The organism is Enterococcus pseudoavium NBRC 100491 (assembly GCF_001544295.1).
In the GTDB taxonomy this organism is placed as follows: domain Bacteria; phylum Bacillota; class Bacilli; order Lactobacillales; family Enterococcaceae; genus Enterococcus_A; species Enterococcus_A pseudoavium.
Genome location: NZ_BCQF01000031.1, coordinates 1 through 13,497 on the forward strand (window position 1 = coordinate 1; position 13,497 = coordinate 13,497).

General features: G+C 40.4%; 16 protein-coding genes and 1 riboswitch. Of the genes, 8 read left to right on the forward strand and 8 right to left on the reverse strand.

Translation table 11 applies throughout. The annotated features are described in order from the left end of the window. Both EP1_RS11665 and EP1_RS11670 read right to left on the reverse strand, forming a co-directional pair. Positions 1 to 1,890 (reverse strand): DEAD/DEAH box helicase family protein (locus tag EP1_RS11665; RefSeq protein ID WP_067627589.1); only part of this gene is annotated, 1,890 nt, incomplete at its 3' end. An 11-nt stretch (positions 1,891 to 1,901) separates the two neighbouring features. Next, on the reverse strand, positions 1,902 to 2,300 hold the full coding sequence (locus EP1_RS11670; protein ID WP_157065592.1) for a (deoxy)nucleoside triphosphate pyrophosphohydrolase: 399 nt from the start codon (positions 2,298 to 2,300) through the stop codon (positions 1,902 to 1,904). Between the two features lie 336 nt (positions 2,301 to 2,636). Between EP1_RS11670 and EP1_RS11675 the strand changes: the two genes are divergently transcribed. Further along, a complete protein-coding gene (locus tag EP1_RS11675) occupies positions 2,637 to 3,611 on the forward strand; it encodes a tRNA dihydrouridine synthase (protein ID WP_067627592.1) in 975 nt (324 codons plus the stop codon). Between the two features lie 90 nt (positions 3,612 to 3,701). On the opposite strand, the gene EP1_RS11680 is transcribed toward EP1_RS11675, so the two are convergent. Continuing rightward, a complete protein-coding gene (locus EP1_RS11680; RefSeq protein WP_067627594.1) occupies positions 3,702 to 3,926 on the reverse strand; it encodes a hypothetical protein in 225 nt (74 codons plus the stop codon). 68 nt (positions 3,927 to 3,994) lie between these two features. Further along, complete coding sequence (locus tag EP1_RS11685) at positions 3,995 to 4,195, reverse strand: cold-shock protein (protein ID WP_067627596.1); 201 nt, start codon at positions 4,193 to 4,195, stop codon at positions 3,995 to 3,997. A 382-nt stretch (positions 4,196 to 4,577) separates the two neighbouring features. Here EP1_RS11685 and EP1_RS11690 point away from each other — a divergent pair, with 382 nt between their 5' ends. Further along, positions 4,578 to 4,964 carry an ASCH domain-containing protein gene (locus EP1_RS11690; RefSeq protein ID WP_067627598.1) on the forward strand — a complete coding sequence of 129 codons (387 nt, stop codon included), beginning with the start codon at positions 4,578 to 4,580 and terminating at the stop codon, positions 4,962 to 4,964. A 122-nt stretch (positions 4,965 to 5,086) separates the two neighbouring features. Next, positions 5,087 to 5,380: a nucleotide pyrophosphohydrolase gene (locus EP1_RS11695; protein ID WP_157065593.1), complete on the forward strand. Its 294-nt coding sequence runs from the start codon at positions 5,087 to 5,089 to the stop codon at positions 5,378 to 5,380. Between the two features lie 51 nt (positions 5,381 to 5,431). Here EP1_RS11695 and gloA2 read toward each other — a convergent pair whose 3' ends face one another. Beyond that, entirely contained in the window at positions 5,432 to 5,821 is a 390-nt protein-coding gene (gene gloA2, locus EP1_RS11700) for an SMU1112c/YaeR family gloxylase I-like metalloprotein (protein ID WP_067627602.1), read from the reverse strand. A 161-nt stretch (positions 5,822 to 5,982) separates the two neighbouring features. Next, a riboswitch (TPP riboswitch) is annotated at positions 5,983 to 6,071 on the forward strand. A gap of 86 nt (positions 6,072 to 6,157) precedes the next feature. Here gloA2 and thiW point away from each other — a divergent pair. The 4 genes from thiW (at position 6,158) to thiD (ending at position 9,020) form a co-directional block, all read left to right on the forward strand. Further along, positions 6,158 to 6,679, forward strand: coding sequence for an energy coupling factor transporter S component ThiW (gene thiW / locus EP1_RS11705; RefSeq protein WP_067627604.1), 522 nt, complete (start codon positions 6,158 to 6,160; stop codon positions 6,677 to 6,679). Then, positions 6,676 to 7,494 carry a hydroxyethylthiazole kinase gene (gene thiM, locus EP1_RS11710; protein ID WP_067627606.1) on the forward strand — a complete coding sequence of 273 codons (819 nt, stop codon included), beginning with the start codon at positions 6,676 to 6,678 and terminating at the stop codon, positions 7,492 to 7,494. Before thiW ends, thiM begins: the two co-directional genes overlap by 4 nt. Beyond that, positions 7,473 to 8,120, forward strand: a complete 648-nt coding sequence (gene thiE / locus EP1_RS11715) for a thiamine phosphate synthase (RefSeq protein ID WP_067627608.1) — start codon at positions 7,473 to 7,475, stop codon at positions 8,118 to 8,120. Before thiM ends, thiE begins: the two co-directional genes overlap by 22 nt. An 81-nt stretch (positions 8,121 to 8,201) precedes the next feature. Continuing rightward, complete coding sequence (gene thiD / locus EP1_RS11720; RefSeq protein ID WP_067627610.1) at positions 8,202 to 9,020, forward strand: bifunctional hydroxymethylpyrimidine kinase/phosphomethylpyrimidine kinase; 819 nt, start codon at positions 8,202 to 8,204, stop codon at positions 9,018 to 9,020. A gap of 76 nt (positions 9,021 to 9,096) precedes the next feature. On the opposite strand, the gene EP1_RS11725 is transcribed toward thiD, so the two are convergent. Next, positions 9,097 to 10,467 (reverse strand): MFS transporter, encoded by a 1,371-nt coding sequence (locus EP1_RS11725; protein ID WP_067627612.1) that lies wholly within the window; start codon positions 10,465 to 10,467, stop codon positions 9,097 to 9,099. A gap of 193 nt (positions 10,468 to 10,660) precedes the next feature. Then, a complete protein-coding gene (locus EP1_RS11730; protein WP_067627614.1) occupies positions 10,661 to 11,452 on the reverse strand; it encodes a TraX family protein in 792 nt (263 codons plus the stop codon). Positions 11,453 to 11,871: 419 nt separating this feature from the next. On the opposite strand from EP1_RS11730, the gene EP1_RS11735 reads away from it, so the two are divergent. Further along, a complete protein-coding gene (locus tag EP1_RS11735; protein ID WP_067627616.1) occupies positions 11,872 to 12,291 on the forward strand; it encodes a RidA family protein in 420 nt (139 codons plus the stop codon). An 80-nt stretch (positions 12,292 to 12,371) separates the two neighbouring features. On the opposite strand, the gene EP1_RS11740 is transcribed toward EP1_RS11735, so the two are convergent. Then, positions 12,372 to 13,376: a YeiH family protein gene (locus tag EP1_RS11740; protein WP_376716094.1), complete on the reverse strand. Its 1,005-nt coding sequence runs from the start codon at positions 13,374 to 13,376 to the stop codon at positions 12,372 to 12,374. Positions 13,377 to 13,497: the final 121 nt, after the last annotated feature.

Here is a 13,497-nt window from a genome sequence, read left to right on the forward strand (position 1 = left end):
GTAAGGGATTCGATTTAATCGATTTTTTAAGGAAGAATAGATTTGTTTCAGCTCTCGCATTGAATCCAGAGCAACAGCATCAATCGATTTGAAGATCCGTTCTTTCGCCACTTGCTCAAAGTTAATCGTTGAAAGTCCACTGATATAGTTAGTATCAAAAGTATCCTTTCGAAGATTATCTTTATTCCGAGTAATATCTCCAGATAATGCCATCGGGATCATATAGTTATTCTTATAGTTCCCGATAAAGTCAATGATTGTCACAAATTCCTTAGACTTATCTTTACGTAAACCACGCCCTAGCTGCTGAACAAAAATAATACTAGATTGGGTATTTCGCAGCATCACTACCTGATTAATCTTAGGAATATCAATTCCCTCATTGAAAATATCCACGGTAAAAATGTAGTTGATCTCACCAGTTTCTAGCCGTTCAATTTGTGCTTCCCGCTCTTCAATTGAGTGTTCACCTGTTAGATAAGTGCTAGGAATCTTATGTTGTTTGAAGCGAGCAGATAATTCCTGGGCTTCTTCCTTGCGACTACAGAAAACCAATCCTTTAGGATAATTTCCCGAACAGCCATAGTAGTTAATCTTCTCAATTAAAAATTTTACCCGATCATCCATGGTCAGATACTTCAAATCGGTGGTCTCGGAAATCACCATGTCTTCTTTCTCAAAGTCAGTGACACCAAAATAGTGAAAAGGACACAATAAATCTTCTTCCAAAGCTTCTTGAAGACGGATCTCATAAGCGATATTGTAGTCGAACAATTCAAAGATATTGAAATTATCTGTTCGTTCAGGAGTTGCAGTCATACCTAACAAGAATTTAGGCGTAAAATAATCCAGGGTTTTTAGGTAGGATTGAGCCCCAGCTTTGTGTACTTCATCAATCAAAATATAGTCAAAATAATCATGCTCGAATAGTTCCTGATAAGCAGGCTTAGAAATAGTCTGGATTGTCGCAAACAAATATTTTGCATCTGTATCTTTTTGGCTGCCAGAGAGAATGCCGAATTGGTCAGAAGGTTCTCCTAAAATTTTCTCAAATGATTCCTTAGCTTTATTCAAAATCTGTTCACGATGAACGATAAAAAGCATTCGTTCCGGTTTCACCTGAAGGACATCAAAAGCTGCTAAATAAGTTTTACCAGTACCAGTTGCGGAGATGACCAATCCTTTTTGAGCGCCCGTTTCTCTAAGCTCTTTGAGATTATTCAGAGCTATTTTTTGCATTTTATTAGGTAAGATATAATGCGGCAGAGTTTGATCGACAGTAACAGCATTCGCTAATTTCTGATTATTTACGAATGGTTTGTATGTTCTTCTATACTCATTTACCCATTCTTGATTCAAAGCTTCCGCATGTTTCCATTCCGAAGATAAATGATGCTGGATCTGGTGAATCACTTCACCCTGCTCATAGGAAGTTAGTCGAATGTTCCACTCATAATTTAACTTCAACGCACTCATGGTCAAATTCGAGCTACCAATAATAAACGAATGATACTCCTTTTGAGAAAACAGATATCCCTTAGAATGGAAGCCTGTTTTAGCTGAGATACGAACCTCAAGATTAGGGATAGCCAAGAGGGAAGCGAACATATCCGGATGATTAAATCCTAGGTAAGTTGAAGTCAATAAGCGACCAGAAATGCCTCGATCTGCAAGATCAGAAAGGTGAGACTTTAAGGCATTTAAACCATCTTGAGTGATGAACGCTACTGAAAAGAAAAAGTTTTCACAGGTATCAATTTCTTCCTGTAACACATTCAGTAAAAATTCTTTTTCCTCTGGGCGATTAATAATCAGTTTTGGATCATAGTGAGAGCCTTCAATTTCTTTATTGATAAAGGCTTTTTGAAGTGACTGTTCTAAAACATCCATGTGTAATTCCTCTACAATTTGATAGTTTTTAACTTTTCGACAGTTGGAATATCGGCTGGAGCCCATTCCAATGACTCCAATTCTTCAACTGGCAGCCACACAATAGCTTCATGCTCAGTCAACTTAGGTTCTCCTTGTTGAAGATGACAGATAAAGGTCGTTAGATGAATACTACCAAAATCATATTCATACTTGGTTGATTCAAACGCCTGATCCTCAATTGTAACAGTAATCAATAATTCTTCTACTACTTCTCGTTTCAGCGCTTCAATCGGTGTCTCGTTTGCTTCAACCTTACCCCCAGGGAACTCCCAAAAATTAGCTAGAGACTTTTCCGGACCGCGTTGAGCACATAATATTTTTCCATTGTCGATGATGATTGCACCGACTACTTCAATTGTTTTTTTCATAATGAACTTCTTTCTAAAATAGGATTACTAGAATCAATTATAGAGGATTTTAGCAGAAATTGCAGTAAATGGGAGACCGTGATGAAATTGGAGTAGTTTGTGGCCTTTTTAGTATTGGATTCTATGTATTAATTTGATTATTTTATCTTGCATTTTTTGATAAAAAAGAATCAATCGGTATTTTAAAATAAATTGCTACTTCGGTGGAATTTTTTGTTAACATTAATATTTAACAGAAAAACTTTAGCTTTGCGTCTGGGGCTAAACCTTAGTATAATGACGTTGTTTTGAAAATTATAGAAGTTTATACATAGATACAGCAGGAGGATATACATAATGACCAGTAATTTTTGGGCAGAGCTACCAAAGCCCTTTTTTATTTTGGCACCGATGGAAGATGTGACGGATGTCGTGTTTCGGCATGTGGTAAAAGAAGCAGGAGCGCCAGATGTTTTCTTTACGGAATTTACCAATTCGGATAGTTTTTGTCATCCAGATGGGATCGAGAGTGTGCGGGGCCGCTTGACTTTTACAGCGGATGAGCAGCCGATGGTGGCACATATTTGGGGTGATAAGCCGGAATTCTTCCGTGAGATGAGTATAGCTTTGGCAGATATGGGCTTTCAAGGAATCGATATCAACATGGGCTGTCCGGTACCCAATGTTGCTGAACGCGGTAAGGGAAGCGGCTTGATCTTGCGACCGGAAGTAGCGGCGGAATTGATTGAAGCAGCGAAAGCGGGCGGCTTGCCGGTTAGTGTGAAGACGCGTATAGGATTTACGGATACAGCGGAGTTGACGGAGTGGATCAGTCACTTATTGAAGCAGGATATTGCGAATTTGTCGGTTCATATGCGGACGCGAAAAGAAATGAGTAAAGTCGATGCCCATTGGGAGCTGATTCCTGAGGTCGTAAAATTACGGGATGAAATTGCTCCGAAAACGTTGATCACGATCAATGGTGATATCCTGGATCGTCAGATGGGGCTGGAAGTAGCTGAAAAATATGGGGTAGATGGCATCATGATCGGTCGAGGAATCTTCAAAAACCCCTATGCTTTTGAAAAAGAAGCCAAGGAGCATTCGCCACAAGAGTTGATTGAGTTGTTGAAACTGCAGCTTGACTTGCAGGACAATTATTCAGAACAAGTTCCGCGCTCAATCGTCGGCTTGCACCGTTTTTTCAAGATTTATATCAAAGGCTTTCCCGGTGCCAATGATCTACGGATCAGTCTGATGGATACAAAATCAACGGCTGAAGTTCGAGAGATTTTGGCTGCATTTCAAGAAAAACATGCTGCAGTCCAATAACAGAGTAAAAAAACCAGTGAGCAGAACGAGTTTTTCGTTCTGCTCACTGGTTTTTGGTCGGTTCATTTATTTTTTAAATAATGGGAATCATTAGATAGACGTTAATTTACGATAGCTTACGACTAAAACACTCTCTCTTACGTCTTCAGGCATTTTTGTTAATTTGATAATGGCGGAGTTGACTAATAACTTTTCAATTACGCCACTGCGGCTTTTAAACTCGGTTTTGAAAGCGACCGCTTGGCCGACATTGAAGGGTTCACCTTGCTCAGAAACTTCGTTCATTTGAAAATTGTAACCATAAGGTTTTGCCATATTGGTACTCCTTTCTTGGATAAAAAAAGAGAAGATCGAACGGATCTTCTCATAAGTTATTTATTTGATTAGGCTGTTTGGATATTGGCCGCTTGTTGACCGCGAGGTCCTTCTTCGATATCGAAAGAAACCTTTTGACCTTCATCTAATGTTTTGAAACCATCTGTTTGGATTGCTGAAAAGTGTGCGAAAACATCAGTGCCATCTTCACCTGTAATAAATCCAAAACCTTTGTCTGGGTTAAACCATTTTACTGTACCATTATTCATGCTATAAATACCTCCAAGTTACACATTCATGTGTTTTATTGCAATAAGTAAGAAGTGTAAAAAGAAGTATTACTTAAACACTAAAACTCACAGATCAACTATATTACTTATTAAACGTACCATGGAAGAGAGTAAATAGCAAAATAAATCGAACAAATCCGGTTTGTTTTAGCTTTAATATTAATAATTGTCTCTTTTTGTTAAGCTTTCTTTGAATGGTTTGACAAATGAAAATAGCCAAAAACGAATATTATACTGGAAAGACAGTACGATGATTTTGATGAATTGTAGCTGCGTTATCCCTCTTTTATGAAAACGGTTAATTTATTTGTCAAATTCATGATAAAATAATAGAAAATAAACACAAAGTGAGGCGAATACTTTGAAAGCTATCTCAATTCATCCAGGACCAGTGATGGAAATTCTTGAAGGAAAGAAGACGGAAGAATATCGTTCGTGGACAACCCATTATCGCGGACCGCTGTTGATTTGTTCGACAGCGATTAAGACGCCAGGCTGTATTTCAGGGCACGCAGTTTGTGTTGTGGATCTTGTCGACGTAAAAAAATTGGCCGATGATTCTTATGCTTGGTTGTTTGAGCAGGTCCGTTGTATCAAGCCTTTCACAATCAAAGGTCAGCGGCGGCTTTATCACGTACCAGATGAACGAATCATCGAACCGTTAGCGGATGAATTTATAATCGAGGAAGATGAACGGGTCGTAACTGAAAAATTTTGGCAAGAGTATTATTTGGCTTTGGTGAATTAATTGAGTATTCTTCGTGAGAGATAATCAGATCTCTCAAAAATAATGATCGATCGCCGAGAGAGGCTTGAGCAAAAAGACAAGCTTGTTTCTATGGTAAAATGAAGGCGAAAGAAGGGTTACTTATGAATAGCATGGAAAAAATCAATCAATTTCGAGATGAACGAAACTGGCGTCCTTTTCATAATGAGAAGGATTTAGCTTTGTCGATTTGCCTCGAGGCAGCAGAACTGTTGGAGCTTTTTCAGTGGAAAGATTCGGCAGAGGCGCGCACACAAACGGAACGCTTGAAGGAAGAATTGGCAGATGTTCTGATCTATTCTTATATGATGGCGGATAATTTAGATTTTGATATCGATGAGATCATCAGTGAAAAATTGAAGAAAAACGCGATTAAGTATCCAGTGGAAAAAGCGTAAAACTTCTATCGAGTGTAAAAGCCTCTTTTCAAAACGGAAAGAGGCTTTTTGCTATTCATGCAATTCTAAGGGCAAACCATCTGGGTCAAAGAAGAACGTCATCTTTTCGCCAGTAAAATCATCGGTTCGCAAAGGCTCGCATTTGACTCCATGACTAACTAAATAAGCGACTGTCGCTTCAATCTCTGTTGTTTTGAAAGCAAGATGGCGTAAGCCGGCTGCTTCTGGGAAGCTGGGACGTTTGGGCGGATTATTAACAGCAAATATTTCTAATTCAGCACCGTTTAACTGCAGATCCAGCTTATAGTCTTGTCGTTCAGGGCGAAAATTTTCACGAATGATCGGCAAACCGAGAAGATCGACATAAAAATGTCGTGCTTTCTGATAGTCTGAAACGATGATGGCGACATGGTGGATAGTTGAAAAATCGGGTTTAGTCATAAAAACACCCTTTCCATTTTTCTTAAAGTTATATAAAGTATCCGTTTTTTACAAGTAAAATAGCTAGAATCCCAACAAATTACTGTGTCTGGCTTCACGAAGTCTTTCTTATTATAAGCTAGTTGGTTTAAAAAAAGTATGTTATACTCTAATTAATTGAAGAGCAACATTTGGGGTGCTATATGCTGAGATTATACCCATGGAACCTGATGCAGTTAAGACTGTCGCAGGGAAATGTAGTTAGTGACTGATTGTACCCGACCATCTTTTTTTGGTTGGTTTTTTCTGTTTTTTAGCCCCCTCCAGCTGTCTCTTTCAGGAAAGGGGTTATTTTGCGTGGAAAAAAATAAAATCCACAAATTGACGTTGTTGGCGTTGATGATTGCGTTAGATGTTGTGCTGTCACCCTTGATGCGAATCGAAGGAATGGCACCGATGTCCAGTGTGATGAATATTATTGCTGGGGTACTGCTGGGACCGGTCTACGGGACGGTGATGGCCTTTGTCTGTGCACTGATTCGGATGACGATGTTGGGGATTCCGCCATTAGCATTGACGGGGGCGGTGTTTGGTGCCTTTTTAGCCGGTTTATTCTACCGCTTTGGCAAAAAACTTGTTTGGTCGATGCTAGGTGAAATCGTTGGTACAGGAATAATTGGTTCACTTTTGTCTTATCCTGTGATGGTCTGGTTTACCGGTAGCCAAAGTGATCTGTATTGGTTGATCTACACGCCACGCTTTATCGGTGCCACGTTGATCGGTTCGGTGATTGCTTTTGTCGTGTTAGTCAAATTAAAGGAAACAACGATTTTTAAACGTTGGCAACGGCTGTTTTTAGGTGAAAGGATGTTGGGATGATTAAAACGAATGTTTCAAATAAATTTCCGTTGAAAAAGGCTCCGTTAGTTCATTGTATCACCAACGAAGTCACCTGTGAGACGGTTGCAAATGCGCTGTTATACGTAGGTGCCAAGCCCATTATGGCTTCTGATTCACGAGAATTCGCGGAATTATTTCAACAAACAGATAGTTTATTGTTGAATATCGGTCATCTATCGGAAGAACGAGCAAGTAGCTTGATAGCGGCAAGCAAATTGGCGCAAACAGTACAAAAGCCAACGGTGGTTGATTTGGTTGGTTATGGTGTCAGTCAAGTTCGAAATCAGGTGGGCCGAGCGTTGGTAACTGAAAATCCGACGGTAGTAAAGGGCAATATTTCAGAACTGCGCAATTTTTGCGGGTTATCCAGTCATGGGCGAGGCGTCGATGGCAGTGAGCTGGATCAGAGTGATGAAGCAATCGAAGAATTATCGGAAGCGTTGCAGAGATTAACGACGAAATATCCGAAAACAATGTTCTTAGCGACGGGTGCTCAAGACATTATCGTAGATCAACAACATATTTGGCGTTTAACTAATGGTGTAGCGGAGCTGGATCGTTTTACTGGTACCGGCGATATCGTTGGTGCATTGATCGCTGCTTTACTTGGCAGTGGTGTAGAAGCGGCGGAAGCAGTCGTTTCCGCAGTCAGCTACTTTAACCTTTGTGGCGAGCAGGCAGGAGACACGCTGGGTTTAGCCGCTTTCAGGCAAGAGACCTTGAATCAACTTTCGGTATTGATGGAAAAAAATTGGTGGACTGAGGTGAAGGGATGGGAAAAGCAATGGATTTAACATTATATCTAGTGACGGGACGCTATGATTTCAGTGACGAGAAATTTTTAGCAGTAATTGAAGCAGCTTGTAAAAATGGTGTGACATTAGTTCAGTTACGGGAAAAAGAATTGCTAACGGGTGATTTTTATCGGTTAGCTGTAAAAGTAAAAGAAATTACGGATCATTATCGCATTCCTTTGATTATCAATGATCGAGTAGATATTTGTCTGGCGGTCGACGCAGCGGGTGTACATATCGGTGATGATGAGATGCCGGTAGCGGTTGTGCGCTCCTTGATCAGTTCAGAGAAAATATTAGGCGTTTCGGCTAAGACGGTGGAACGTGGTTTGGAGGCTGAGAAGGCGGGTGCCGATTATTTGGGAATCGGGGCAATTTTCCCGACGAAAACCAAAGATACACCGTTAACCTCAATGAAGACATTGAAAGCTATTAACGAAGCAGTGCCGATTCCCAGTGTAGCGATTGGCGGGATCAAAGAAGCGAATTTAGCAAACTTTCGTGAAACGGGTATTGCGGGCGTTTCAATCGTTAGTGAAATTATGCTAGCTGAGAACGTCGGCGAAAAGGTTCACAGCTTGAAACACAAAATCGAAGAAGTATTGGATGTCAGTTCCACTTTGTAGTTTCATTACATTAGTGGAATGATATACGGCATGAGATAAAAATAAATACCTTAACCTTAATACGAATTAGGAGGAACAAGCATGATTAATTCAACACCGCAAGTCGTGACGATCGCCGGCTCTGATTCCGGCGGCGGCGCGGGAATCCAAGCCGATTTAAAAACATTTCAAGCGCGTAATGCCTTTGGTATGAGCATTATTGTGGCACTGACGGCACAAAATACTTATGGCGTACAAGATAGCATGGCGATTCCCAGTACGTTTATTGAAGAACAATTTGACTCATTGGCGGCCGATTTTTCGATCGGTGCAGCGAAAACCGGGATGCTGGCAGATGTGGAACGAGTGGAAACAGTTGTAAAGAAATTGCAGCAGGTCGATTTTGGCCCTTTGGTCGTCGATCCCGTGATGGTGGCAAAAGGCGGTCATCACTTATTGCAAAGCGATGCAGTCAAAACCATTAATGAAAAATTATTGCCGTTAGCAACGATCGTAACCCCCAATTTACCAGAAGCAGAAGTGATCATTGGCCAGCGGATCGTAACGGATCAGGAAATGATTGATGCGGCGAAGAAACTCCAAGCCTTCGGTACACAAAATGTTGTGGTAAAAGGTGGGCATAGTCAAAACAAGGAAGCGGCCGATTTTGTTTTGCTAGCATCGGGAGAAGGTTTTTGGATGAGCGCGCCGAGAGTTGCAACGGCTAATACTCATGGAACAGGGGATACTTTTTCAGCGTGTATCGCAGCGGAACTGGCAAAAGGAGCCGAGCTGAAGGAAGCAATTATCATCGGAAAGAAATTCATCCAAGCTGCCATCAGCCAACCGATTTTTGTTGGTCATGGTCACGGGCCAACCAATCATTGGGCCGAGCTTACTGCAGATATTTCAATCAAATAAAAAAAGAAGTTGAGTTCAGCTCAACTTCTTTTAAATTGCCTTCAAATAGATATTCGTTGCTTTCTTTTAAAATGAATTAGTTTAAAGCCGAGGTTTTGCGAAAGTGAATCAAACAAGCAACAAAAACGCTCAACAACAAGACAAGTAAAAATAGTAAAGAAAGCTGTGAACCAGTAGTGGTCGCTGCAATAAAATCAGGTTGGGATTGCTGCGCCAAATTGATGATCGTTGCAACAATCGCTGTGGCAACCGCACCAGAGAACTGTTGTAAGGTATTGAATAAAGTATTTCCGTCACCGTATTCTTCTTCTGACAACAGATTCATCCCGGTTGTCATTAAATTGCTGTAAGCAAAACCGATCCCAATCATATAGATAACGTGACCGGCCACAAAACCTAGCAGTAACGGTGAACGTAATAGAAGAGTCAAAACAATCCAGCCAATCGTTGCCAGACTTAAACCAAAGAGGATCGGTTTCTTGGCACCAAAGTTATCCAAGACACGACCGGAGATTGGGGCTAAAAGCGCACCCACAGCAGCCCCCGGCATCATCACCAGTCCTGCGATGAAGGCGTCTTTCCCTAATACGATTTGGACAAAGTTCGGTAAGACAAAGGAGATTCCTAAAAGTAAAAATTGACAAACTAAAAAGCCGCATAGGAATAAGACAAAGACTTTATTTTTCAAAACTGTAATATGCACCAACGGATTTTTTGCGCGGGTCGCTTGGCGATAAAAAATCACTAATCCCGCGATACCAACTGCAAGTGAGACAAAGCCCATCAAGCTGCCGATTTGGTTTAAGAAGATCAATAGTCCGCTGAAGAGTAGGGCCACTCCCAATAAACTGATGAGATCCAGCTTCCCAGTTTTTTTAACTGGCATTTCTGGGATGGCAAATAGTCCAATAATTAATGAAACTACTAAAATCGGAATTAAAAATAGAAAAATGGCATGCCAAGACAGTGTCGAAGTCATAATTCCGCCATAGGTTGGCCCAATCGCTGGGGCAATCGAAGTGGTCAGTGTCCCAACCCCCATCATGGTTCCCCGTTTATGCATCGGGGTGAAATTTAAAATAATATGGAACATTAAAGGTAGGGCGATCCCAGTACTAAGCCCTTGAAATAAACGACCAATTAATAAAATACTATACGACGGTGACCATAGATCAATCGCTAGACCAGCAATAAAAAAGAGATTCGCGACAATAAACAATTTACGGATCGAAAAATTTTTCAATAAGTAGTTGGAAAATGGCACCATGATGGAGATCACTAAGAGATAGATAGTGGTGACCCACTGTACCATTCCAGTAGAGATTCCAAATTGTTCAATTAAAGTTGGAAAGGTTACGTTCATAGCCGTTTCAATTAAAACACCGGCAAAGGACATGATCCCGGTGGCCAGGACAGCTAACAACAAATGGATTTTCTTTTCTTTCATATAATACCCTCACTTTACCCTCACTTTGTTTCGTCAGATAACCTTCGATTGATGGACAGTGTAAAAACTGGCAAAAAAAGAGAGGTGGTTTCTAAATTAATAGAAACCGCCTCTCTCTCGACACGCAGAGCGTGTTATCTGTACGATTTATTCACAAAAAGCATTGTAAAGCTTTTTAGGGCTAAGGTCAAGTTTAGCGTTGGATCAAGAAACTGATGATCGCAAAAAGAGCGATATGTGCCGGATAGAAAATATAGAAAAAGTATCGCATACTGCGCCCTTTTTCACCATTGTAAAGAATAATCGGAATCGCCGCTAAACACATCATCCATTGATAATTGAAGGTAAAGGCATGCTGAACACCGCCACCAAAAATGAGCGTGATTGCTGCGACGAGAACCAATGCAATCACCTGTAAAGGTTTTTTTCCATGAAATAGGTAGAAAAGAACTGACAAAGCTACAAATAATACCCCACCTTCTGTCAGCATCAAGGTTGGAACTAGTAATGTGAAAACTCGGAAAAAGAGAAAACCAAATTTTGAAGCAAAAATGCCACTGTTAGATAGTAGTAGCAATGCTAGGACGCTTAACAGTGATGGTACAAGAAACCAGAGAAAACCTTTGAAAAAATTGCGTTGTTTAAAATATTCACAGGCTTGCATGTAAACTGTTCCTAAGAACAAGGTACCGAAAATATTATTGATGACGATTGCGTTATCAATCGCAAAGTAGCGATTAAGAACCATATTAATGACACCCATGAGCCAATAGCCGATTAATAGCCGAAGCATATATTTCTTACGATTGCTAGTATGGATGAAACCTTCGGAACTTTCAAATAGGAAAATTGGTGCCGCGATCCGACCAATCCAATGAAACCACATAGGTACACCTAGAAATAGAAAAAATTCTCCAAGGTGATCCAGCACCATCGTTACGACCCCTAAAACTTTTAACTGGAAACCATTCATCCCTTTGTTCATTTAAAAACCCCTCTCTATTTATACCCCTACAATACGGATTTTTTTAGTTGGGTGCCATTTATTGACCGAACAATCAGCTTACAAAAATGTGAGCTCAACTGTCAGAAAATTCTTTAAACTTATTGACAAGTACAAAAACCTCCGTTATTATTACAATCATAAATTAATTTAATTGCCATTTAAATTTAATTTAAAAAGGAGAATTTCTATGAACGCGACGACTACTGCACAAATGATCATTATTATTAGACTGAGGACTTGAAACTTGTTTTGCAAAAAACAGTTTGAGGTCCTGTTTGACATTTGTTGAGTGGGATTCTCCAGCATCTCACTTACTAGGTGAGATGTTTTTTTGTATGTATTGTAGCAAGGATGTATTTGAGACTATCTGATGACAGTATGAAAAAAGGAGTGGGAAAATGAAAAACAACGTAGCGAGAGTGAATTTTAAGGGAGCCTCTGTTTGCACGGTCGAAACAACTGAGGCGCCTCAAGCAATTGGTCCTTATGTTCAAGGGAAAGTGGTTAATGGATTGCTGTATGCATCGGGGCAGATCGCGTTAGATCCGGCAAATGGAGCGTTAGTTGGGGAAACGATTGAAGAACAGACTCATCAAGTTTTACAAAATATCGGTGGTGTTTTAGCGGCAGCGGGGACAGATTATGACCAAGTAGTTAAAACCACTTGTTTCTTGACAAATATGTCTGATTTTGTCGTGTTCAATCAAATTTATGGCAGTTATTTTGACAATGAAAAGCCCGCCCGCTCTTGTGTAGGGGTGGCGAATTTGCCGAAAGGAGCCCTGGTCGAAGTAGAGATTATTGCGGCAGTCGATTAATATTTAAGTATACAAAAAGAGCGCTTCATTCTCAGGGAATGAGGCGCTTTTCGCTGTAAAAGTAGACTGGTTTAAAGTGACTAAATCTGCAAAAGAAAAATAAACAAGAGTGCGGCAATCGTTTGAACAGCACCGACGGATAAACCATAAAGCAAGAAACGAGGGCCTTCTTTTAAAAATTTTTGAAAGTCGAGTCGCAATCCGATGGCAGCTAACGCGATGGTTTCAAACCAAGTACTAATAAAATGAGCACCTTCGCTAAATAAAGTGGGCAGAGTAAAAAAGCTATTGATAATACAAAAGATTAAAAAGCAAGTGACATACCAAGGAATTGAGAATTTTTTCTTGGATTCAGAGGTAGTTACTAAATGATCGTGTTTGGCCTTGCTTTCAAATAGGAAAACAACGACAACTAAAAAGATGATACGGGTGATCTTAAAGAGCATCGCATATTTTACGGTTTCGGGATTGATCAAGCTGGCTCCCGCGACAACTTGTCCAACGGATTGCAATGTTCCACCTAGTAAGGCGCTTTTACTTAACAAGTCAGCCCCGAACAATGACCAGCCTAAAAAGGGCAAGGTCAGCATCATCACGGTTCCCAGCAGATTGACAAGGGTAATAATCTGTCCTTTTTCTTCGTCGTTGGCTTCGATGGCAGGCGCAATCGCACCGATGGCTGAGGAGCCGCAGACTGCATTACCGCCGGCCATCATCAAGGCCATCTTTTCATTGAAGCCTAATTTACGGCCAATAAAGTAAGCTCCACAAATCACAGTGGTCATCATTAATACAATATAAAGCAAACCTTTAAGGCCCATTTCACCGATTGTTTGAAAAGTCACGGTAAAACCGAGCAAAACAACCGAGTATTCCAATAAACGACTTTCTGAGAATTTGGTACCGGCGGCTAGGGCCGGCTGTTTGAATAAAGTGTTTCCTAGCAGAATGCCTAAAAGAATCGCTAAGGTAGCACCGCCTAATTTTGGTAAAAGCAAGGCGCCTAGTTTTGCTAAAACGGCCACGGCTAATGACAGACCTAAGCCGGGTAAGATTGTTTTAGTTTTTGCATTTAAGATCATCATGGTAATTATCTTCCTTTCTAGTACTTAAAGCTATTTACAGCTTACTTCCGCAACAAATTTTTGTTGGAGAAATTTTTTAATATCAGATTATTTTTGTGCGCATAATGAGTATAACCGATAT